The 24,665-nt window shown below is 41.6% G+C and carries 16 protein-coding genes; 14 read left to right on the top strand and 2 right to left on the bottom strand.

What is annotated here, in order from left to right:
• The first annotated feature begins 194 nt into the window (after nucleotides 1-194).
• Nucleotides 195-1,262, top strand: coding sequence for a restriction endonuclease-related protein (locus JD108_RS15030; protein ID WP_198826840.1), 1,068 nt, complete (start codon nucleotides 195-197; stop codon nucleotides 1,260-1,262).
• A gap of 270 nt (nucleotides 1,263-1,532) precedes the next feature.
• On the opposite strand, the gene JD108_RS15025 is transcribed toward JD108_RS15030, so the two are convergent.
• The gene (locus tag JD108_RS15025) at nucleotides 1,533-2,687 is read right to left on the bottom strand and encodes an IS4 family transposase (protein ID WP_198826839.1); all 1,155 of its coding nucleotides are present in this window, start codon (nucleotides 2,685-2,687) and stop codon (nucleotides 1,533-1,535) included.
• Between the two features lie 310 nt (nucleotides 2,688-2,997).
• Here JD108_RS15025 and brxF point away from each other — a divergent pair, with 310 nt between their 5' ends.
• From brxF to JD108_RS14960, 13 genes are all read left to right on the top strand, one after another.
• Complete coding sequence (gene brxF, locus JD108_RS15020) at nucleotides 2,998-3,456, top strand: BREX-3 system P-loop-containing protein BrxF (protein WP_198826838.1); 459 nt, start codon at nucleotides 2,998-3,000, stop codon at nucleotides 3,454-3,456.
• A gap of 23 nt (nucleotides 3,457-3,479) precedes the next feature.
• Nucleotides 3,480-7,160: a DUF6079 family protein gene (locus JD108_RS15015; protein WP_198826837.1), complete on the top strand. Its 3,681-nt coding sequence runs from the start codon at nucleotides 3,480-3,482 to the stop codon at nucleotides 7,158-7,160.
• Complete coding sequence (locus tag JD108_RS15010) at nucleotides 7,153-10,014, top strand: DNA methyltransferase (RefSeq protein ID WP_198826836.1); 2,862 nt, start codon at nucleotides 7,153-7,155, stop codon at nucleotides 10,012-10,014. The genes JD108_RS15015 and JD108_RS15010 overlap by 8 nt, the downstream gene beginning before the upstream one ends.
• A gap of 13 nt (nucleotides 10,015-10,027) precedes the next feature.
• Entirely contained in the window at nucleotides 10,028-11,914 is a 1,887-nt protein-coding gene (gene pglZ, locus JD108_RS15005) for a BREX-3 system phosphatase PglZ (protein ID WP_198826835.1), read from the top strand.
• A gap of 7 nt (nucleotides 11,915-11,921) precedes the next feature.
• Nucleotides 11,922-12,632 (top strand): hypothetical protein, encoded by a 711-nt coding sequence (locus JD108_RS15000; protein ID WP_198826834.1) that lies wholly within the window; start codon nucleotides 11,922-11,924, stop codon nucleotides 12,630-12,632.
• A gap of 58 nt (nucleotides 12,633-12,690) precedes the next feature.
• Nucleotides 12,691-15,900, top strand: a complete 3,210-nt coding sequence (locus JD108_RS14995) for a DEAD/DEAH box helicase (protein WP_198826833.1) — start codon at nucleotides 12,691-12,693, stop codon at nucleotides 15,898-15,900.
• Between the two features lie 21 nt (nucleotides 15,901-15,921).
• Nucleotides 15,922-17,679 (top strand): ATP-dependent nuclease, encoded by a 1,758-nt coding sequence (locus JD108_RS14990; protein WP_198826832.1) that lies wholly within the window; start codon nucleotides 15,922-15,924, stop codon nucleotides 17,677-17,679.
• A gap of 82 nt (nucleotides 17,680-17,761) precedes the next feature.
• On the top strand, nucleotides 17,762-19,501 hold the full coding sequence (locus tag JD108_RS14985; RefSeq protein WP_198826831.1) for a UvrD-helicase domain-containing protein: 1,740 nt from the start codon (nucleotides 17,762-17,764) through the stop codon (nucleotides 19,499-19,501).
• Between the two features lie 133 nt (nucleotides 19,502-19,634).
• Complete coding sequence (locus JD108_RS14980) at nucleotides 19,635-19,967, top strand: transposase (RefSeq protein WP_025848869.1); 333 nt, start codon at nucleotides 19,635-19,637, stop codon at nucleotides 19,965-19,967.
• Nucleotides 19,958-20,749, top strand: a complete 792-nt coding sequence (locus JD108_RS14975) for a DDE-type integrase/transposase/recombinase (protein WP_198826830.1) — start codon at nucleotides 19,958-19,960, stop codon at nucleotides 20,747-20,749. Before JD108_RS14980 ends, JD108_RS14975 begins: the two co-directional genes overlap by 10 nt.
• A gap of 93 nt (nucleotides 20,750-20,842) precedes the next feature.
• The gene (istA, locus tag JD108_RS14970) at nucleotides 20,843-22,354 is read left to right on the top strand and encodes an IS21 family transposase (protein WP_007780157.1); all 1,512 of its coding nucleotides are present in this window, start codon (nucleotides 20,843-20,845) and stop codon (nucleotides 22,352-22,354) included.
• The gene (gene istB / locus JD108_RS14965; RefSeq protein WP_007780154.1) at nucleotides 22,351-23,070 is read left to right on the top strand and encodes an IS21-like element helper ATPase IstB; all 720 of its coding nucleotides are present in this window, start codon (nucleotides 22,351-22,353) and stop codon (nucleotides 23,068-23,070) included. Before istA ends, istB begins: the two co-directional genes overlap by 4 nt.
• 77 nt (nucleotides 23,071-23,147) lie before the next feature.
• Nucleotides 23,148-23,318, top strand: coding sequence for an IS3 family transposase (locus JD108_RS14960; RefSeq protein ID WP_198826829.1), 171 nt, complete (start codon nucleotides 23,148-23,150; stop codon nucleotides 23,316-23,318).
• Between the two features lie 69 nt (nucleotides 23,319-23,387).
• On the opposite strand, the gene JD108_RS14955 is transcribed toward JD108_RS14960, so the two are convergent.
• Complete coding sequence (locus JD108_RS14955) at nucleotides 23,388-23,798, bottom strand: hypothetical protein (RefSeq protein WP_198826828.1); 411 nt, start codon at nucleotides 23,796-23,798, stop codon at nucleotides 23,388-23,390.
• Between the last annotated feature and the right edge of the window lie 867 nt (nucleotides 23,799-24,665).

The raw sequence follows: 24,665 nt of genomic DNA, 5'->3' as shown, positions 1-24,665 counted from the left end.
ATTACTTCTAACCGAATATGATTAGAGATTGAATTTTGCTTTCTTACCAAATGTGAATTAGGATTGCTACGCGACCAGAATCGTTCTGGTCGTTTTTTTGTAGAACGTACATTCGCTGACAAGCAGTTGTCATGACTTAACTTTAAAATAAAAAATATACCAGGTGATTTTAGCTTATTACCGGTGGTGTTGAAATGCAAATTGACAAGAATGATGTTAGGGATTGTCTGCTGAACTTAATCGCAGGTTTGGAACAGTGGGGAGAAGACTTCAGCGAGCTGCCGACTCTGTTACGCAAAGGACATATGCAGTTTGTACGCCTTCTGATGCTGCAAGGAAAAGATGCTCCAATAGACTTGCCATCACTCATCCAATTCCTTCAGAAACCGGCAGCTGAATGGGGCATTCCTGTTGACGATATTTTTCCGCTGGAAGCTCCGCTCCTGATCCCATATCTGGGCTTGTCGCCAGCGGCTCGTGAATTTATCTTCCTTTATGACTCGCCGGAAGAAGCGCAAGCGCAAGAAATGTTAGAAATTTTGCATTACTGTCGGGGTACGGTACCAATGTTGGAGGAGAAGTACAGAAAGGTTCGTGAGTTTATCATTACGAATCCGGTAGTATCGGCACATCGTTTAATGGAGTTCGGGCTGGAGTTGCAAGATACGGAATTGATGAAGCGGCTAAGTCGCTGTTATGAAGATATGACGGATGATTCAGACCGATATCGTAGATGTCCACGATGCGGATGGACACTGGAGTATCGTAACGATAACTGGCAATGTGGGACAGAAGATCTCTGCGGTAATCTGTCCAGTCGCGAAGATCTTAAGAGATGGGAAACTACCCAGCCCTTGCAGAGACTGCGTTATGGAATTTATCGTTACACGATGTTACCGGGTTTGGCAGAACTCTCTGTCAAAGATTGGCTTACAAAGAAAGGCTACAAAGTAACACTATTCCCGCAAGTTGATCGATTTGATCTTGCGATTCAGTTAGATTCCCATTCTGTATATTTGGATATGAAAGATTTTAAGCATCCGCTTCATTTGGCCAACTTCTTCAACAAGATGCAACCTCACAAACTAGAGAAATATCGAGAGCCTCATGTATATATTGTCATTCCGCAATACCGAAATAAACTATATCCCGGTTATGCAAGGCTCGTTACACAAGCACTCGCGTCTCATACGAGTCATCTTCAGGTAATTAATGAAAAAGATATCCTAAGAGTGCTGGAAAGGGAGGCGATGAACGAATGAGAGTATCATATTGGAACTTCTTTGAGCAACTCCTTCCTCGTCTCGCTCCATCCGGACTGCCGCGACAAACGATCGAGACAATTTTTACAGTTGAATTCAATAGCGTTGCATAAACATTGCTTTTCTATCGTTTATAGAATTTTCCGAAAACGGACCTGCCGCCGTATAGGCTAAAAAGTTAAGGGGGCTATGCATGCAAGGCAGTCATTGTCCATTTGGTAATATCTAGGATTTCAAGGTGCTGATTACCTTTTCTTGCTTTGCGTTGCCTTAGCTCTTCACGACCTTCTGCCGACCTTTCGAAGTGCGTGCTGGTTTTCGAAATACAGCCGCTTTAAAAACTTCCCACGACTTGGTGAGATTCGATTTTAGTAGTCGGCTTAGATCAAGCAGCGACTTAGTTGTCGAGAGCTCCAGTTTCATCAGGAGCAGAAGGCAGTAACTAATCAGGCAAATCAGGATCTGGTTCCATACGGCGTTTTCATCTTCACCGTAGAATCGCGTCAACTTCAGATGCTGCTTCAACCATCGGAAGAAGGTTTCAATCTTCCAGCGATTGCGGTACAAGTCGCCGATTTCTTCAGCGGTCAGATCGAATCGGTTCGTTATGATTCGGATGGGATTTCCTTTTAAATCGACGGTTTCGATGAGGCGAAGAACATGCTTCATCTGTTTGGCCCCTTTGCCGATCTTCACCATGCGATCCCGAGTCATGACCGAGCCTTCCGCTGTTGGAAATTCATCCATCACTTCGACAATAGCATTGTCTTTCAACCGAGTAACGAAGAAGACTCCATCCCAGCAGTACTGGTCGTATTTCTCGTAGTCCACGTAGCCGCGGTCAAATACATAAGTAGCGCCGGTTTCATCGATGAGCGCATCCATTTGGGTGCGATCTGACGGCTTGGCCGGAGTGAGCACGGCCTTCTCCGGATAGACCGTATCCGGATCACAGAAGGTCACGCGTAAGTGGAGTTTCACGCCGGCTTTCGTTTTCCGGTACGTTGCCCACTTGTACTTGCTAAGACACAGACTCATGGTCGTGGAATCCAGCAGTTTAACCGTACCGACTCGCCCAGCGGCAGGCGTGCGAATGCGAGTGACCTGAGCGACCAGATCGACAAATAGCTGCTGTAAAAGTTCCGGCGACAGCTTGTTGTTCTTCCTGGAAAGCTGCGAAATACTGATGGAGGTGATGCCGAGTTCTTTCTGGAAGGCTTCGTTATTCTCAATTTCGGTGACAATGTCCCGCAAAGCCTTGCGCTGATTCAGCTGAGCGTCCATGAAGATGAGAAGGTACGCTAGAGTGGTAAGCTTCTTCACATACTTGTCTTCGCCGGTTTCTGTGGTCCAGTCGGAAATTATTTTTGCATTTAAGGGTGCAACCCATTTACCAAATGACGAAAGTAGTGTATCCTTGTCCATGCGTGATCTCCTATGATTAGGGATTTGGACAGGACTACCTGCTACCCTAATTATGGAGATTTTTTCTTGCAATGGACGTCTTTAATTTAACATTTTTAGCACAATTTAGAATAACAGAGAAGGGTTCGAATTTAATGCAACGCTATTGAATGCGAATATATACTCACCGACAAATATATGTCAGCGATATTTTGTATAATAGTATATGAGCTTAAGTAATCCAGGGCAGGAATACACCATTAGGCTGTCGAAATATAGTTCTTGAGATCCGATTTTGGAATTCGAATGCACGGATGACCGGAGTGAAAGTATGGCGAGTTTACAAGAATCGATTGCTTTGGAGATCAAGACTGCTAGAACTAAACGAAATAAAATGTTATTTGTTGTGGTGAGTCGGATTTCACAAGTAGAGTTGCAACGTGCCATTCATCAAATGGAGATTCCAATCCTTAACGTAGGCTTATTATTGTCTGAGCAACTACGACTACTTCCTCCAGAAAAAAGGCCTTTCGAAGTAGGCAGGATACTTCGATCACTTCTAGCAGGGGAAAATAAGGATGTAGTTTTTCTTGACCATATTGAGTATTTATTTGATACCGAATTGAAGCAGAACCCTATTCGGTTGTTCGAAAATTTGAGCGGGAACAAGACGCTCGTAATTCACTGGCCAGGCACATTGGAGAACGGCGCTTTAATATACGCAACACCCGAACATCCTGAATATTATCAAAGCGATAACTCGTATTCAAGTTATGTTATCGAAATCTAATATAGAAGGGGTTATTGTGAAGTATGAAGTATCGCGAACTTGTTCAGTTTGAACCCATTCGCTCCATTATCGAATTAAGAACCGCTGATGATAGCATTATTGATAATTATGTCATTTCTAACCGGATGGCAGAAGTACTAAATGATATTATTATCGAACAACTACAATTTGATCGTCCTATTGACCATAAAGGGATTATGGTTGTCGGAAATTATGGAACGGGTAAATCGCATTTGATGAGTGTGATTGCTGCACTAGCTGAACATCCGGGTACGAGTGGCCGTTTGCAAAATCAGACAGTTGCAGCCAAGGCCAAAGAAATCGAAGGAAAGTTTAAAGTGCTTCGAATCGAATTCGACGGTATTGATATGCCGTTTCGCGAAGTGCTGTTTCGGGAGATGACGGAATACTTACAAAGCATTGGTGTTAACTATGAAATGCCAGAGCTTTCTCAAGTTGTCAGCAATAAAGATGAGTTCGTCAAATTGATGTCTGTTTTCCACGAGACATATCCGGACCATGGATTTCTTCTCATTATAGATGAATTGTTGGATTACTTGCGCAGCAGGAAAGAACAGGAACTGATGCTGGACCTTAACTTCCTCCGGGCCATGGGCGAGATTACACAGTCGACAAGGTTCCGCTTTATGACCGGCGTGCAGGAAATGCTGTTTGATAATCCGCGATTTGCCTTTGTAGCTGAGCAATTAAGAAGAGTTAAGGAACGTACGGTTCAGGCTATTATTGCTCGTGAAGATATTGAATTTGTCGTTTCGCAGCGGCTACTTAAGAAGAACGATACTCAAAAAGCTTATATCCGCGAACACTTGCAAAAGTTCGCTCCATTGTATGATAAGTTAGGGGAGCAACTTGAAAAGTATGTAGAACTGTTCCCGATTCATCCGGCTTATTTAACTGCGTTTCAGAAGGTCAAGATTGCGGAGAAACGCGTTGCTCTAACGACCATTAGCGATGAAATTGAAAAACTTCTCGATCAAGATGTTCCGGCAGACAGCCCCGGGATTGTTTCTTTTGATAGCTATTGGACCTATATACAATCCGATAGCACATTGCGTTCAGATCCGGATGTTCGGGAAGTCATGGAGAAAGCAGATGTCCTGCTGGACAGGGTCGAATATGCATTCCAAAAACCGTCATACAAACCGATGGCCAAACGAATCGTTCAGGCTCTATCTGTCTTCCGACTTACAACGGATGATCTGAGGGTTCGAATTGGAATGACACCATCGGAAATGCGGGACCAATTGTTCTTGTTCGATAAAAACTGTGATATGGACGTAGAGTTTCTCGATACTACCATTGAGTCAACACTGAAAGAGATATTGAAGTCTGTTAGCTATCAATTTATTTCCACGAATCAAGAAAATGGACAGTATTATCTTGATCTAGACAAGGATGTTCCTGTAGATGATCACATTGCAAGTAAAGCGGAAACGTTAAGCGGAGAGCAGTTAGATCGTTATTATTTTCAAGTATTAGAACGAGTGCTTGAATGTTCACCGTCTACATATGTTACGGGATATCGAATCTGGCAACACGAACTGGATTGGTATAGTCACAAAGCAACAAGGCCAGGTTATCTTTTCTTCGGTGCACCTAATGAACGTTCCACGGCTCAGCCGGAGCGGGATTTCTATATCTATTTCTTACAAGCATTCGATGTTCCAAAATTTAAGGATGAGAAGAAGCCGGACGAAGTTTTCTTCGTGCTTGATACGAAGGATCAGACGCTGTTCCATAATTTGAAGCAGTATGCCGGGGCTAAGGAAATGGCGTTAACGGCTTCAACCGCTACGAAGGGGTTATACGAAGAAAAAGCTAACCATTACATTAAGGAATTAACCTCGTGGTTCAAGGTAAATATGCCAACCGCGTTTAAAATGACTTATAGAGGTATTACGAAAAAGTTGGCAGATTGGAGCTTTACTGCACCCGCGCAAGCGACAGTTCGTGAAATCGTGGACACCGCGGCCGATGAATGCTTAACACAATGGTTCGAGGAGAAATATCCGGATTACCCTGTATTTCGAACAGACAGGACATGCCTGAAATGGGATGTATTAAAGACTACTTATATTCCGGAGGCGTTAAGCTCGATCCAATCAGCTACAAAAACTAAAACGGCTAGGGCGATTCTGGAAGGACTTGTATTGCTCGATGGCGATAAATTGAACGTTCAAAAATCCGGATATGCGAATTGGATTATGCAGCTTGTGAACTCCAAAGGTCATAATCAGGTTGTTAATGCTTCTGAGCTGCTGCATACGGAACGAATCGCCGGCGGGATAGAAGTAAAGAGAACGGTACAGTTTAAATTAGAGCCGGAACTGCTGGCGGTATTGTTGGTTACGCTTGTATATAGCGGAGATATCGTCATCACAATCAACGGCACGACTTATGATTCAATGAAACTCGATGAATTAATTCGTCTAAAGGCAGAAGGCATTATGGAGTTTTCTCACATTAAGAAGCCATCTGATTTGCCGTTAGCAGAATTGCGAGCATTATTTGATCTGTTTGCAATCAGTCATGGACTTCTCCAACCCCAATCCCAAACAACTGGGGTCGCACAGTTACAAGTGGAAGTGGAGAAGTTGTTAAAAGAGATCGTAAAGTTGGAGCAGGATATTAAATCCGGGATTCCGACATGGGATTTTCCGTTGCTGTCAGAGAACGAAATTAAAGAAAATCAACAGAAACTACGGAAGCTTAACGAATTTTTACAAAGCTTGAGTGTATATAACACACCAGCTAGATTGAAAAATTTCAAATACTCGATCGCCGATATCGAGACAATGCAAGAGCATATACAACTGGCTAAACAGTTAAGAGCATTAGAGCAAAAGGCGATCGATGTAACGCAAAAGGCGCAGTATATCGTAAATGCGCTCAATCACGTACAAGTGAAACATGAATGGCATGCGAAAGCCGAAGGGGCATTAGAAGACGTTCTCCATGCTCTGAAAGTGGGAGGAGATTGCCAGAAAGAGATTCAAAGCTTACAGAAGCTGAAAGAACAGTATATCGATCTGTATTACGCGATGCATAGCAGCGCTCGATTCGGTATTACCGATCAGAACAAGAAGGATCAACTATTGCAAGATGGCAGATATGCAACTTTGCGTCAATTAGCAAGCATCTCTATCCTGCCTTCAAGACAGCTGGAGGAATGGAAGTCCAAGTTGGATCAGCTAAAGTTCTGCTGGAATTTGAAGAAAGATGACTTGGAACATGCGGTGATTTGCCCTCATTGCCGATATCGCCCGAAGGATGAACCTTACATTCAGCAAGTCAGTATTTCTAAACTGAATGAAGAACTCGAGGAATTACTGACATCTTGGACGGAGACTGTAATCAGCACATTGAATGATGCCGAGATAAAAGAAAGTATTTCGTTACTTAATGCTGAACAAAGACAGTTAATTGAACAATTTGTCCAAGAAGGGAAATTCTCTTCCCCCGTAGACTTAAAACTAGTCCAAACTTTGAAGGACTTGTTTGAGGGGATTCGTAAAGTTGAGCTATCAGTAGATCAATTGGTCCAGATGGCTGGGAATGGCCATCCATTAACAGTGGATGAGTTGAGAAGCCGATTTGAAGCACTTGTCAGAGATCATATAGGAACCGGCAACGGTAATCGAGTTAGGATTTTACTGCGGAAAGGTGATATACAGAATGGCTGATAAGGTTGAACAACTTGAGTTCCCCGATGAAAATCAAACAGCCCAAACAGGTCCTGTGACCTGTTTGGGTATGACTTTTGAAAATGATGAAGCTCGCCGCGCTTACTTTATAGAAGAATTGAGAAAGAAGCTGCCGGAGCTCAGAAAGATAGAAGGATTCCCCATCGGTGAGGATGAGGATATACTTGCTCTGTCTGATCCGCCGTATTATACAGCGTGTCCGAATCCTTGGATAAATGAATTTGTGAAGTATTGGTCAAATGGAAGCAACAACTATCGGTTGTATAAACCTTATGCCGCAGATGTGACGGAAGGTAAAAATGATCCGATCTATAACGCTCATAGTTATCATACAAAAGTTCCACATAAAGCAATAATGAGATATATTTTAAATTTTACTGCTCCAGGAGATATAGTTTTTGACGGCTTTTGTGGTTCTGGGATGACTGGAGTAGCAGCACAGCAATGTGGAGATCTAAATGCAATTAAAGAATTAGGTTATAAAACAGATGATTTGAACAATGTATATTCATATAACGAAAGCGTTAATGAGTGGGAACTATTTTCTAAAGTCGGTAGAAGACATGCAGTATTAATGGATCTCTCTCCTGCTGCTACATTTATCGCATATAACTATACAAAGCCTTATAATGTCAGCAATATTGAATCTCAATTTAATAGAGAATTATTAAAACTAGACAACAATTACAGTTGGATGTATTTAACCCTCCATCAAATAAATGACGAAAATATTATTGATGGAATTTGTAGTAAGGTTGCAAGTGCTCAGGTTAAAGACATACCCGATATTTTGAATTCCAATAAATATACTTTTGGAAAAATAAACTATGTTGTTTGGAGTGATGTGTATTATTGTCCAAATTGTGGGGCTGAATTGGATTATTATTCATTAACATGGAACTATGAAGAGAAAAAATCGAAAACTAAAATAGTATGTGATTCTTGTGCAGCTACTTTTCGCAATCACAATGATTTAGAAAGAGTTTGGAATACTTATTACGATCATGCTATAAATGAAATTGTTACACAAATAAAGCAGGTTCCAGTTCTAATTAATTATTCTGTTGGCAAAAAAAGGTTTGAGAAAAAACCTGATTCCTTAGATATAATCCTTTACAATAAGGCCGGTCAATTATTAAGGGATTTAGAATTTCCAACAGATCCTCTTACTGATGGAGGTGAGATATCTCGCCCCAAAAAATTAGGTTTTACCCATGTACACCATTTTTATAATAACCGTTCACTTGCAATGTTATCACTTTCAATGAAAGATTTACAGGTAAATCAATCGGCAAAATTCTTTCTGCACGGTAGTATATTGCCGAAAATCAATAAAATGAATCGATATATGCCTCAGCATGGAAGTCGTGCATTAGTTGGGCCGATGGCAAACGCATTATATTTTCCGCCAATGCATGTTGAAAACAATGTCTTGGATCAATTACACTTTCAAGCAAAAAAAATCATAAAAGCTTTAAACGAAATGTCAGGAAGTATTATTTCTACTCAAAGCTCAACTTCTATACCTTTAGAAGATTCAACTATTGATTATATTTTCGTAGATCCTCCTTTTGGGGCAAATATAATGTATTCCGAATTAAGTTTTGTAAGAGAGTGTTGGCTAAAGGTAATAACAAATAATAGTAAAGAAGCTATTGAAAATAAGCACCAAAATAAGGATATTAATTTATACAGAAAACTAATGACTGAATTTTTCAAGGAAGCATATCGTATTTTAAAACCTGGTAAGTGGATAACAATTGAATTTTCTAATACACAAGCAAAAGTATGGAATGCAATTCAACAAGCTTTGCAAGACTCTGGATTTATTATAGCAAGTGTAGATGTGCTAGATAAAAAGCGTGGTGGCTTCCATGCCATGATCACAACGACCGCAGTAAACCAGGACCTTGTTATATCTGCATATAAGCCAACTGCTCATTATGAAAGTAAAATTATTAATGGACGTCAAGATGAACAATCAATTTGGGCATTTATAGAACAACATCTTGCTATGCTTCCCATTTACAACGGATCTAAAGGAAATGCTGAACAAATAATAGAAAGAACTCCCAGGGTTCTTTTTGATAGAATGATTGCTCATCTTATTAGACATGGCATTAATGTTAATTATTCATCTACGGAGTTTCAAACAATTCTTCAGCAGCGGTATCCAGTTAGGGATGGGATGGTTTTTCTTGACTCACAAGTCGCAGAATACGATAAAAAACGGATTCAAGCGAAAGAATTTGTCCAACTTAGCCTTTTCGTCTCAGATGAGAACAGTGCGATTGAATGGCTCCGTCAACAATTGCTCAAAAAACCACAAACACGGCAAGATTTGCATCCGAACTTCATGAAAGAAATACAACATATCGCCAAGCATGAACTTCTGCCGGAATTGGATGTTCTTCTTGAGCAAAATTTTCTGAAGTACGACGGCGAAGGAGAAGTACCGAGTCAAATCCATGCCTATTTAAGCAGCGACTATAAGGATCTTCGCTGTCTAGATAAAAACGATCCGAAATTGAAAGAGAAGGCGAAGAATCGGTGGTATGTACCTGATCCGAACAAACAAGCAGATTTGGAGAAACTGCGGGAAAAATCACTGTTGAGAGAGTTCAATCAGTATGTTGAAGAACTTTCGAACAGTAAGAAAAAATTAAAGCAATTCCGTACGGAAGCGATTCGAGTTGGGTTTCATAAGGCTTGGACCGAGAAAGACTATAAAACTATTGTCGATATTGGAAATCGTCTGCCTGAATCGATTCTGCAAGAAGACGAGAAGCTCCTGAGATATTATGACAATGCGCAGACGAAGCTTGGGCTATAAGGAAGTGAACGGATTGAACGGTTGGCGTCAAAAGGTGCTTGAATGTTTTCAAGCACCTTTCCCCCATCTTACGATCGTTAGCGATCCGGACCAATTGCTTGAAGATGAGAGCATCCTTTCCACATTAACGGGGCAAGGATTAGAAATTATAAAGCTTCAGGATCGAGCGTCATTTCGTTACGAAATGGAAAGCCGATTTAAGAACAAAGATCAACATGTAAATTGCGTTGTTGTCAGCCAATTGGAAGACTTAAGAGAAATCCCCTTTGATATATGGAGCAATGCACAGAAGGTTGAATTGCGGAAAAGCGGTCTGTTCCCCGGACTTTCTGCTCATATTGTACGCCAGTTGGATACACGAACATTGGACTTGTTATCCGGTATAACCATCAGTGGCACGGTATCTTCCGAACGGGCAACGATTGACTTTATCTTAAGACAAGTCTATGGGATATCCTATGATTCCGTGCATTCTCTATCCGATTGTCTGATGCTAGCCATGCGATATCATCGACTTCAGTGTGAAGTTCCAGAAGTGATACAACAATATCTGATTGACGATCTGAAACATCGAATAACGGATGTTCCTATTCAAGATTGGATATCCTCACATCACGCTTTTGTGCAGTATCTGCAGCAGGAGTGGCATGGATTTGTTGAAGACCATTTTCCGGAATCACATGCTTTTTGGGACCCCGAGGTACGTGCAGTGTTAAGCATGCTTTTCATCGAAGGCGATCTGTCCCCTGTTCCGATTAATCTCGATTCTTTCCCGGATGTGTTCTTCTGGGGCGTATCTTATGATGATAAGCGACAGAAAATCGAAATGCTGAAAGAAATAGAGCGACAGGTGGAGACGTTACTTTCTTCCTCACCAGATCGCCGCACCTGGATACAGATCGCTCGTCTCTTTGGGAAGGCAAAAAGTATCTTGTTAGAAGTGCAGCTTGAGGATGAGGACAGCAACCTATTAGTAGACATGGAGGAAAGAGTTGAGGCAGGTTTTGAACAGTGGTTATCGGATCACTATGGATCATTGGCTACGTTAACGGATCGAAATGCTCCGGTAATGGTGCATAAAACGGTTGAGGTGCTCAGGCTGAAGGGACAAGAGAAGGTTGCGCTTATTGTCTGTGATGGGCTGAGTTTTGTTCAATGGGCTCAAATGGAGCGGGAATTAGTGAAAGATTTTCAGTGTGAGGTCTATGGTTCATTCGCGTGGATTCCTACCCTAACTTCTGTATCCAGACAGTCTATTTTCTCTGGCGAAATTCCGCGATTCTTCTACGATTCCATTAACACAACGTCCAAAGAGGAAAAAGCCTGGAAGACAGTCTGGGAAAGAAATGGCGTTCCCTCAGTTTATGTTACTTACGAACGCGGTTTAGGACAAGGAGAATATGATCGATCCAATATTGCAGCATTGGCCAAATCGAACACCAAAGTTGCCGGCCTTGTTATCGATACGATCGATCAACTCACTCACCATACCATACAAGGCCAGTTAGGCATGTATGCTGCAATTGACGTGTGGTTGAAACAAAGATATTTGCAAACCCTTCTTTTGGACTTGTTGAACGCGGGTTTCAATGTTTATCTTACCTCCGATCATGGAAACAAGGAAAGTAAGGGGGTAGGGCGAACAAATGATGGGACACTTCCTGAAACCCGTGGGGAGCGCGTAAGGGTATATCGCGATGTTGTCCTAAGGGATCAGGCCGCAGTACAATATTCAAGTAAACGATGGTCAGGTACGGGATTGCCGGATGACTATTACGTCCTAATCGCTCAATCAGGAGAAGCCTTCGTTCGTGAAGGTGAGATTGTGGTAAGTCATGGCGGTGCAAGCATAGAAGAGGTTATTGTCCCTTTTGTCCACATTCAAAAAAAGATAATGTAGGTGTACGATGAAAAAAGCAGTCGGTTTCGATCAAAAAATTCAACTTCATCAGCTTGATTTTATTGCGAATGAAATCCCTAGAATGTCATCAAGGGATGCATTGTACCAATTGGTTGATGAACGGCTCATGGCCGATATTGGAGGAGCAAAATCGCGTGCGAATGCCCGTTCGATTTTGTTTAAAATTTGGTTCTTAGTTTCAGACGAGCATATCGAGCTTCGTGACAGGGCGTTGGAGATGTTTCAACATGCAACGCGGGAAGAAAAGATTGTGCTTCATTGGGGCATGTGTCTCCTTGCGTATCCTTTCTTTAAGGATACGGTAGAGCAGCTAGGCTACTTGTTTCACTTGCAAGATGAGGTGACTAGCGAACAGATCGGCCGTAAGATCAAAGGGCTGTACGGTGAACGGCGGCGGGTTGAAGTATCTGTGAATGCCGTACTTAGTTCACTTCGCTCCTGGGGAGTCCTAGAAATGGGGAAGCGTAATTCTCATACCATGGCAGCGAAAATAAATATTTCATCGACGGAATTAAAGAAATGGCTCGTACAAGTCATACTTATCGTTACAGGTAAGACCGTCATTGAACTAAATCATTTATCTGGAGAGCCCTGTATTTTCCCATTCGAACTAAGTGTACTGGAATCTGAGCTTTCGGGTAATCATTTGGAGATTACACGTCAAGGAATTGGACGGTTATTAGTTGGGCTTAAATAAACGCTAACTCTGCTCGCGTGCGCCGCGGCAGAGTCTTTTTGCAAAGTGGGTGATGATTATGCTAGTCAAAGGCGATATTGTACGTGCTCCCCAGTTTCCGGAAACGGTGGAGATTAACAGCGTTGAACTGGTAGACGAGTATTTTGTTAATATTTCAGCTATTGGACGGGAATCGAATCAATATTACGAATTGATGATCGAACGAAGCGATTTGGAAAACTTTAAGAGGATAAATGAGTCTGTTACATCAGAAATAGTAAACGCGCAAGAGTTGCAACAATATCTACAGTATTTTGTTTTCTCAATGGATACAAAGTATTCCTCCAAGAGGGCTTTGGGGAATAAAAAATTGATCCCGCTCCCTCATCAAATCGAAGCTGTATATAGTCGTATGCTTCAAACTCCTCAAATTCGTTTTTTACTTGCGGATGATCCAGGGGCAGGCAAAACGATCATGTCCGGCATGCTCATAAAAGAGTTGATGGCTCGTGATCGTATCCAAAGGGTTCTGATTCTTGTTCCGCCACTTGTACTAAAGCAGTGGCAAGAGGAACTCAGTGAGAAGTTTGGGGAGCAGTTTTTTATTATCAATCGTTCTACCGTCAAACAATATGGGTCTGAAAATCCTTTTTTTAAGCATGACTTATGCCTGTCCTCCGTATATTGGGCGGCACGAGAAGAAGTGAAAAGTATGCTTAGCGAAGTCGATTTTGACCTTGTTATCGTGGATGAAGCACATAAAATGGCTGCATATACACACGGTACGATCAATAAAAAGACGTCCAAAACGAAACTCTATCAACTTGGTGAATTGTTGTTGCGCCGTAGTGAACATTGTGTTTTACTCACCGCTACTCCGCATAAAGGCGATATGGAAAACTTTCGTCACTTGATGAAATTGGTTGATGGAGATATTTTCTCGAGTCTATCTGTCAATGAAACGTTGAAGGAGAAAGCTAATCCATTTATTATTCGAAGATTGAAAGAGAATATAAAGAATTTTGACGGGACACCACTATTTCCAAAGCGTACAGTGAAAACGATTCAATATGAACTCTCTAAGCCAGAGTTACAGCTATATGAGGATGTAACGAACTACGTACGACATTATTTTAATCGGGCTATTAATTCTGGAAGCAATAGTACAGCGTTTGCTATGATGCTTCTTCAACGCCGTCTTAGTTCGTCTATTGCGGCAATCGATTTGTCACTACGACGTCGCAGAAAACGATTGCAGCATTTATTAGAGCTGACAGTAAAAGAACGTAAAAAATTTATCGATAAAACAAAAACTATAAATATAGACGAGTATTCCGATGAAGCATTGGATTTGCAAGAAAAGATAGAACAACAGCTTGAGCAAGCCGTAGACCAAGTTGATACGGAGGAGCTTCAAATTGAGATCGACCAATTGTCTCGATTAATCAAGCAAACAGCTTACTTGAAGTCTAATGCAATCGAACGAAAATACGATGAATTGGAACGGACTTTATTTGGTTTAAATGGTTTGCTGAACCAAGGGGAGAAACTGCTCATCTTTACGGAGTCTGCCGATACACTGGAGTATTTGGAGAAGAGACTACTAGAGAGACTCCCAAGAGTGGCCAAGATCATTGGTAAATATTCAATGGATGAGCGAAGAAAGCAAGTAGAACTATTCCGTAATGAATGTCAAGTAATGATTGCCACGGATGCCGGCGGCGAGTCGATCAATCTGCAATTCTGTAATCAGATGATTAATTACGACATCCCATGGAATCCGAATCGATTAGAGCAACGAATGGGTAGAATCCATCGTATCGGCCAGAAAAACGACGTAGCTGTATTTAACTTGGTGGCATCCAATACTCGGGAAGGCGATGTCATGATTCGTTTGCTGGATAAGATGGATCGTATGCGCAACGACCTTGGATCGGATCTTGTATATGATTTTATCGGTGAGATATTTAATGGTGAAGATCACGATCTTCCTTCACTCATGCAAGCTGCAATTTTAGAACGCGAAAATCTAGATGACATAATAGCATCCATGGAACGATCGATATCGGAAGAGCACCAAAGATTGCTAGAGTTTGTCCAACAAGAGCGATTAGCCGAAGATGCATTTGATTTGCCGAAAATGAGACGTGAACAGCATGACATAGCCGTATCGAAACTGTCCCATCGTAGTTATGCTGAATTTGCCGAACAGGTGTTGGTCAGGAACAACATTCGGGTATATTCATCACAACAGGAGAAAGTAAAGCGGATTGATCGGTTTCCTAAGTACATCAGGGACTTATGCCGAATCCATAACTTACCATATAGTCAAATGAATGAGGCAGTTCGTTTTACACCGTACTCCGAATATAGTGATGAAAATGTAATGCTGCTGTCCGACGATCATCCATTATTTCGACTGTCTATGTTACTAGCTCAGAAAGATCAAAATAAATTGACAGTTCAGCGGTTTATGGTCTCATACCCCATTCCAGAGCCGATGACAGTGGACGTTTATTCAGTCAATGTCGTTGATGGAACTGGTAAAGAGCTTGATGGTGAAGTCATCTGCATCGCTAGAAAAGAAGATGGCTCGGTGTTTAGACTCGATAATTATTGGCTATTTCAGCAGCAGTTTATTGGGGAGCCAATGGTATTGGATGTCATTGATGATAAGTCCATGCGTTCAGCGGCGGTTCAGCAAGCCATTGAGATTAGAGATCATGTAAGGGCTAAGCGCAATCAATATTTAAACCGCGTTCATCAGTATCTTGATCAAACATTTACGAAGCAAATACATGAGCTGATGGACCGCAGAGCTGAATATGAACGAGATAATCATGATAATCGCAACAGTGCTTTAATCAATCAATTGGATGCAAGTCTTATTGATATCGAATTGCGAAAAGAAAACCGGCTAACCCAGGTTGAACGACAAAAAAATATTACCATGAAACCGCCGAAACGAATCATGCAGCTAGAAGTAGTTCCAAGAGGAGTTTCGGAGAGGCTTTTATCTGTGGACTACAAAGAGGTTGTAGAAGCCTACGAACGCCAACATGGTCGGAGCAATGTGAAAATGTTTGATCCATTGGCGAGAGTCGATTTCTATAGTGAGCGTTTTAACGGTGAGCCGCGCTTCATTATTTTGACGGACAATAGAGACTTCTTTCCGTCAGAGGAATACCTTGAGGATTTGGCGGACATTGCTGAGTATACGTATGTTTATTATATTCAAGGTTACATGGTGTTGGGTGAGCAAAGACTGGCTCGTCGTATCCTTGTATAACCCCTAATTGGAGGTAGTGGGATGAGAATAGCAAAAATAAAAATTGAAAGATACAGGGGAATTAAAGAGTGTGAAATTTATTTAACTGGTCGTACAGTTCTAGTAGGAGATAACAATATCGGAAAATCAACAATATTAGAAGCGATTGATCTTGTTCTTGGTCCTGAGCGGTTATCAAGGTCACCTGTCATTGATGAGCATGACTTTTATGCGGGTGAGTACTTGGATAAGGAAGGAAATCCGGTTGAGATAAATATTGAAGTTATTATTGTTGATCTAAGTGATGAACAACAAAGGTATTTTCGAAATCATCTCGAGTGGTGGGATAATGAAAATAATTTATTAATTGACGGCCCTCCGCCGGAATCAACAGATAAAGAAAGCGTAGTAGCAGCTATCAGATTGGGTTTCAAGGGGAATTACGATGCTGATGAGGATGACTTTACGGGGAGAACATACTTCTTATCTCCTAAAAAAGACGATGGTACATATGAACCGTTCAGAACAAAAGATAAGAGGGTATGTGGATTTCTATTCCTAAGAACACTTCGTACAGGTTCTCGGGCATTAAGTTTGGAACGGGGCTCGTTACTTGATATAATTCTACGCTTGAATGAATTGCGTCTTCCTATGTGGGAAGATGTCTTGAAACAGCTGAGAGATATATCAGTTGCTGAAAATCCTGAACTAGGTATTTCTGGAATCTTGGAATCTGTACAAAATTCCGTGCAATCATTTGTTCCATCGGATTGGGCTGATAATCCTCATTTGCGAGTTTCAGATTTAACTAGAGCGAACTTAAGGCGAATACTTACTGTCTTTATGGCTACAGGCTCAATTCGCGATGATGGAACAGAATATGCAGCTCCATTCCAGCATCAAGGTACTGGTACCATTAATGCTTTAGTCCTTACGCTATTATCCATGATTGCGGAATTAAAACAAAATGTAATATTTGCTATGGAGGAACCTGAAATTGCGATACCGCCATATACCCAAAAGCGTATCATACAAAGTGTAAGTTCTAAGTCAGCACAAGCTATATTTACCTCGCATTCTCCATATGTACTTGAAGAATTTGATCCTTCGGAGATATTAGTCATCAATCGTGTAGGTGGGAAATTGACAGGAGTTCCAGCTAAATATCCACCATCAGTCAAACCTAAAAAGTATCGGGATGAATTCCGAAGACGATTCTGTGAAGCACTGTTGGCCCGCAGAGTATTAATTACTGAAGGTCGCACGGAATATGATTCTTTCCCAGCTGTTGCAAGAAGATTACAGGAACTGCATGGAGAAGAATACAAGACATTTGAAGAACTTGGTGTTGCTATAGTAAATGCTGAAGCAGAGTCGCAAGTAGCACCGATCGGGGAGTATTTCCGAAAACTTGGTAAAACGACATTTGCAGTTTTTGACAAGCAAAGTGATGAAAATAGAAGGGCTATTGAGAGCGCAGTGGACTATCCCTTTGAAGCACAAGAAAAAGGATTTGAGGATGTCATACTTGAAGGGTCTAAGGGAGAAGCACTTCGTCGTTATGCCCTCATGTTAGTTAACGATGGAGACTGGCCTTCACATATGAGCGCCCAAAAACCCACTGAAACAATTCCACTTGATGATTTAAAAAAAGCACTCAGAGAATTCTTTACAAAATCGAAGGCAAATGGAAGTGCGGCTGATTTTCTAGGTCAATGCTCTAAAGATGAAATGCCAGAATTTCTTGTGAGCATAGTAAAATCAATTCAAGTTATAATCGAAAAGAGATCTAAAAGGTAAAACTATCGTGGATGTTGACGGGGAAGATGTAGATGAAACATCAGAACATATAGAAACAGAGTAGGAAAGGGGGCTTCTAACTATGTTTGAACTCTCAGAGCAGAAAAAACAATTATTAAAGACTGAGGGGAATCTTTTAGTTCTGGGAGGCCCTGGTTCAGGCAAGACTACGATTGCATTACTGAAAGCAAAACGGATAATTGAAGAAGAAGGAATTAAAAGAGGTCAGGTTATATTATTTTTAAGTTTTGCAAGGGCGACTATTTCTCGTGTTGAAGAACAAGTTGGTCTTCTTATTTCTGATAAAATACGAAGCCACCTCGAGATTAATACATATCATGGTTTTATATGGAATTTGCTAAAATGCCATGGTTACCTAATAAATTCCAATGCCCCAATTCGTCTCCTCCCTCCGCCAGAAGCAGCATCAAGATTTGCAAATATTTCGGGTAAACAAGCTCGTGAGGAAGAGAAGTATAGGCTTTTCAAAGAAGAGGGAATTCTTCATTTTGATTTGTTTGCGAGAATTGGTGCCGATCTCCTATCTAGAAGTAATGCATTAGCTAAAGTTATATCGGCTGCCTATCCGGTTGTTATTCTTGATGAATTCCAAGATACAAATTCAGATGAATGGGAGTTTATTAAAGCTATTGGGAAAAGGAGCAGGCTAATTGCCCTTGCTGATGCCGAGCAACGTATCTATGAATTTAGAGGAGCAGACCCTGCACGAATTGGAGAATATATTAAAGAATTTCATCCAACTCAATTTGATTTCGGTATAGAGAACAATCGTAGCAAAGACACGGATATAGTGCAATTTGGAAATGATATTTTAAGTGGCAAAAATATAGGTAGGAAATATAAGAATGTGCACTTTTTAGGATATCCTTTTCGTCAAGGATATCCTCACATAGATTTAAAGTTTACAGTTTTAAAGGCACGTAAAAAAATAATCGATGCTGGTCGGAAGGATTGGTCAATAGCAGTTTTAGTACCTTCTAAGAGGTTGATGTTGGAGATTTCAAGCTGTTTTAGTACAGTTCATACTCTTGCCAATGGCAATGTAATACCCCAAATTAAACATGAGGTGGCACTCGAAACAGCTGGCCCATCTTTAGCAGCGATATTGATTGCGGGGGTTCTTGAATTGGGCTCACAAAAGCAAACAAATGCAGATAGACTTATTGGTGATTTATGTGAACACATTCGAGGAAGAAAAGGAGATGAAACTCCAAGTAAAGCTGATCTTGATTTTTCATCAGCACTTCTTGAATATATTAAATCAGGAAAGATCCGCGGCAAGAATAGACAGTTGGCAATTCAGGAATGTCAAAGAATAATGTCTGAAAGTACCAAGATTGAGTTTACTGGAAATCCAGGTGGAGATTGGATAACTGTACGGAATTTAATTAAAAGTTCCACATCCGGTTACCTTAAACAGGTGGAGAATGATGCTCATTTTTTAAGATTGTTGCATAAGGGTTCGATTCTATCAATAAACTTGAGTAATCTATGGAAGGATTATGGAAACTATTCAGGGGCGACAGAAGCCGTCCGAAATGCTCTTCTTCAAGAACATTTTTCAACTTCCACAAGGGTATGGAAGGGTGTTCATGTAATGACAATTCATAAGTCCAAGGGTAAGGAGTTTGATGAAGTTTTTGTATACGAAGGGCGTTACCAAGGCAAGATAGTTCGACATGATGCAAGTAAAAAAGAAATGGATCAAGCACGCATAAATCTAAGAGTTGCGGTTACTCGTGCTAAACAGAATGCAACTATCGTAACACCGAGCGATGATGTATGTATTTTATTGAAATAGTATTGCAATGTGCCTAAGGGATGTCATCACTAGCGGCTAGTGGAGGGAATTCTTTTAAGCCCCAAAATTGGATTTGAGTCATACCCCCTTATCTTGTTAAGCTGATATCAGAAGAACAGAGGGGGATATTTTTATGCAACGGAGACGCTATTCAATCGAGTTCAAACAACAATTGATCCAGGAAGCCCACGAAGTAGGAAACGCTAGCCAAGTAGCCAGACGGCATGGGATAGACCCTAAAATGCTGTATCGATGGATACGTGACTCCAAACACGCAGATTGGCAGAATACGTCTTCCGAAGCTAAAGCTGTAACAAGCTATACACCAAGTCCAGGAGAGTTTCGGGAACTGGAAACGGAGAATGATAAACTGAAGAAATTACTGGGAGAAAAGGACTTGGAAATCGCGATCCTTCGTGATCTTGTAAAAAAGGTGAACCCAGCTTATCGGACAAAATGGAAATAGCCGACAAGTGGATACAGCTGGGGTACACAGCCAAACTAGTGCTACGTATTGTCGGCATCCTGGAAGCAACCTACTATTACCGAAAAAACAAAGCCTCCCAAAAACCTCGCGTTTATCACGGAGGAAGACCTATACCCGGTTATTCGTTGTCAAAAGACGGACAACCTGTCAGTGACGAACAAATCAAAGAATGGCTATCCGAGCTGATTGCCGATGAAGAATCTGCTTATGGATATCGAAAGCTTACCGTCTGCCTACGGCGAGACCACCAACTGGTCATCAACAAGAAAAAGGTTTACCGCTTGCTGAAAGAAGAAGAACTCCTGCAACCACAACGACAAAAGAAAAGGAAACATCCTCGAAAGTTGGCAAACAACCGAGAGATTACCGCTCCGAATCAATTGTGGGAGATGGACGTAAAATACGGATTTATCGTAGGAGAACAGCGTTTCTTTTTCCTGATGAGTCTCATTGATGTCTATGATCGAGCGATCGTGGACTACCATTTCGGACTGACCTGCGAAGGAAAACATGCTGCTCAGATTCTCCAACGTGCTTTGTGGAAACGGCAGCAATTCAATTGTGATGATCGCCCTGTTATCCGTACGGATAACGGTCCACAGTTTATTAGCCATGCCTTTGAAGAAGCCTGTCAGCATTTCCAAACGGTGCATGAGCGAATTCCTCCAAAGACACCCAATAAAAACGCTCACATTGAGTCATTTCACAGTGTTTTGGAGAAATGTTTATGGCATGATTTAAATGTACTAAATGGCAGCTAATTTATGCTCATATTAAAAAGAGCCACTTGCCAACATCTATTAAAAAACATACACTCCCCGTTGGGCATAACGTTCATGGGAGGTATATAGGAGATGTTAGCAATGGCTGAAGTCAATTATATCAGACATGAAACAAACACAAAAGGTCGCTCCTACTCTTCTGTTGCAAGACAGATGAATATGGATCGCAGGACAATCAAGAAGTATTCGGAGATGGAGGATTTCAATCAGGAGGTGAAGTCTGTACAGACAAGGAAAGCCAATGTAATGGATCCGGTTAAACCAATCGTTGATCAATGGCTACTTGAAGATATGGGGAAGAAAAAGAAGTTCAGAAGAACCGCAAAGCGAATCTATACTCTTCTCGTTTCGGAACATGGATTCCAAGGCTCTGACCGTACGATTCGTGCCTATGTGGCGAAAAGGAAAGCCGCCTTATTGGACGAGAGCAATGACACTGCCTTACCGTTAGAGGCGAAGGCCGGCACAGCACAGGTAGATTTTGGGGAAGCTCCTTTTAAGCACAGGGGAAAAGAGGTCATCTTGCCCTTCCTCGTCCTCTCATTCCCTTACAGCAATTCATTCCTGTTTCAAGTGTTCCCTTCCCAAAACCGGGAGTGTTTTCTACAAGGACTGACGAACATGTTCGCCTTTCTAGAAGGCGTGCCGCATACGATCCGTTTCGATAACCTGTCACCTGCGGTGAAGAAAGTGCTGCCAAACGGGGAACGGCAAGTAACAGAGGAATTCGCTCGTTTTGTTGCCCATTATGGCTTCCAATATGAATTCTGCAATCCGGGAAGCGGAAACGAGAAAGGGCACGTGGAAGCGATGGTCAAATACATACGAAACAACTATCTGTTGCCGGAAATCCACTATGAAGACCTGTCGGTCTTGAATGAGAAGACCCTGAATTGGAGCCTGGGGGATCGGAAACGTTGCCACTATGAAAAGGATACCCTGATTGCCGAACTATATTTGGAAGACAAGGAGCGCTTCCTCCAACTGCCCGGTAAAGCGTACGAATGCGTTCGGTTCGAGCAGGTCAAAGCGGATAAATACGGAATCGTCCGTATTGACCAAAAGCAATATTCCACTTCGCCACGCTTTGCGGGACAAGCGGTCTTGGCGAAGATCTCATTTGATACGATCTCGCTTCTGAACGAGGAAAATGAAGTGATCGTACGCCACCCCAGATTATATGGGGAGACAAAGAAGTCGATGGACTGGCAACCTTATCTGACCTTGATGGCAAAGAGGCCAACCGCTTTGAAATACAGCTCATTCTACGATCAATTGCCGGAGGAATGGAAAGCCTTTTTCGGTGAATGTACAGTCGAGGAGAAACGGAATGCTCTCCAACTTTTATCCGTCATATTAAAGGAACAGGATTTCGACATATCTCTACAAGCCCTACGGATTGCATCCGAACATGGACATCCTACCACGGAATCCATCAAGCACGTCTATTATCAGCTTGTGAATGGACGAGGCATTCGAGAAACACTGTCGCTTCCGCCTTCAGTGCCATCAACTAGAAATTCAAGCAGAGGCCTCTCTCATTATGATCGGTTGATGATTATGCCAGGAGGTGAGCAGCGGTGAGAAGCCTCATTGAAGAGCATGCCAAGCGTTTGAAATTAAGTTGGATACGGGAGAATTATCACGCGGTGGAAGCTGAAACACATGAAGAATTTCTGCTCTGCTTATTCGAAAGGGAAATACAGCAACGAGAGGAACGGAAGCTCAATCTCCTTCTCAGTCAATCCTGTTTGCCGGATATATCTGGCAAGCAGCTAGAATGGCACGGTATTCATATGAATGGAAACATTACAAAGGAAGAAATCTTGCAAGGCAGGTTCATAGAGAGAAAAGAGAATTTAATCCTATATGGAGGCGTCGGGGTCGGGAAAACGCTTATGGCAGCCTTGGCAGGCTGGAACTGCATCCAAAAAAGCCAAAAACGGGTGCGCTTCTATACAGTCGCTCAACTCGTGAACAGCCTGTTAGAGGTTAACGAGAAAGGAACTCTCGGTAGGCTGTTTAAACAAATAGAGAGCCTGGATCTATTAATTCTTGATGAATTAGGCTATGTACCCCTTCACAAGCAAGGAGCAGAATTACTGTTTCAAGTGATCAATCTGTGTTATGAAAAGCGTAGTGTCATCATAACCACGAACTTACAGTTCGGCCAATGGAATCACGTTTTTGGCGATCCAATACTGACGGAAGCATTCATTGATCGTCTCATTCACTATTCGCATTTGATTGTTTTTAATCGTGATAGTTTTCGTCATAAGGATTCACTGATGAATCGATGATACCCTGGTTGGCAAGTGTGCATTTTTAATTGCCAAACGGTACATTTTCTACTTGCCAAATACAGGAGAAAGAATGTTTGCAGCGGAATGAATTTCAGAGCTATCAAGAAGCCTATGAAATCGTGACAAACTATCTGCTCTTTTATAATCAGCGACGGATTCATGGAAGCTTGTACGATTTATCACCTGTAGAATTTGGTAAAGCCTTTGCCTTGCAACTCATTACACCATTTGTTGTGAAAGTGTAGTATGGCAAAGGATTGCAGAATGATCCCTACTTCAACCTAGCTGACAAGCAGGAAGGAAAACGTCTGGGGTCAAGTGATCTCCTTGACGCTAGGCGTTTTCCTTCCTAGACTCCTAGGTGGTTGAAGGAGGGAAGAAGCATATGAAAATGCGAAAATAAGGGTGAAAGACTCAAATTTTAAGGGGTTAAACCGATAATCCTCCAGTTTATCACCATCTGTATCTGCTTTATTTATATTTGTTCCCAGATCTTGTTCCTCCAGGTTGGTTAAACCATCGTTATCTGTGTCTTCATTTCCATCCGGTATACCATTTCCGTCACTGTCTTTTTCCTTTGGATTTAGTATTTCCATTTCATAAATATCTTTCAAGCCATCACCATCTGTGTCAATTTCATAGTAATCAGCCCTTTCTGATTCAAATGCAAGAACGTTAGAGGACATTTCAGTTGTACTAACTAAAACCGTGAGTAAAATTAGCAAACAACCTTTTTTAATTTTTTCACAAAATTACCCCCTGGTATATTTAACCAAATACAACATATTTATACTATTTTATAGCAAATCAGTAAACAAAAATTACCTAAATTCCCTATAATTATGAGAAATATTTCCAGCTTCTGCGCTTGAGTGCTACATTCATTCGGTCAATACTGCATCACCCGTGCAGCTTGTTAGTTTCTTACCATACAATTTTCCCCAAAGGTATCTCCAACAAATTACCGTTCCATTACTCTATCAGCCGTCTCTCGTGATCAAATCACTTCATAACCTCAAGCATGAGTACAAGATGTGCTTCGGCTTCCTTTTTCCAAAAAAAGAAAAAACCAGTCATTTCCCCACTTTGGGGCTGATGATTTGGATTCCATGGCGACAAATCACCATGTTTGCCTCCTCTCTCGTTTTCAGGTTGCAAAAAAACCCGTTGTTGTGGGCTTATCTTTCTTTCTCCTTCACGGATTTCGATGGTATAATATGGGTATTATTAGACACATTTACTACCAGCGGGGGCATTTCTTTTAAGGTGAGGGGTAAAATATGTGGTTTCTGATGGTTCCTATTTTGCTGCTTATTGCCGTGTCCTTGATTGGGTTGGCAGCTCTTTCGAGATGGAACTCAACTAAATCCAAGGTTTCTCTATATACTTGGGTTACGTGTGCAATTTTTGTAGCGATCATGTTGTTTATTGGTTATAACTACTAATGATGTATTTCTATTTAGACACCCATGCCGCTGCCGCGGCACCATCAGATGATGAAAATAGGGTGCGTACGGTATAATGGACTTGCGGCTGGCGAGGGAGGTCGTGGAACTATGGTGCTTTCGAGCCCGTGAATTAGACAGAACCCC

Origin of the sequence: Brevibacillus composti, from assembly GCF_016406105.1 — a bacterium.
GTDB classification, from domain to species: domain Bacteria; phylum Bacillota; class Bacilli; order Brevibacillales; family Brevibacillaceae; genus Brevibacillus; species Brevibacillus composti.
The sequence above is the reverse complement of the archived record's forward strand: the minus strand, read 5'-3'. Positions and strand labels throughout refer to the sequence as shown.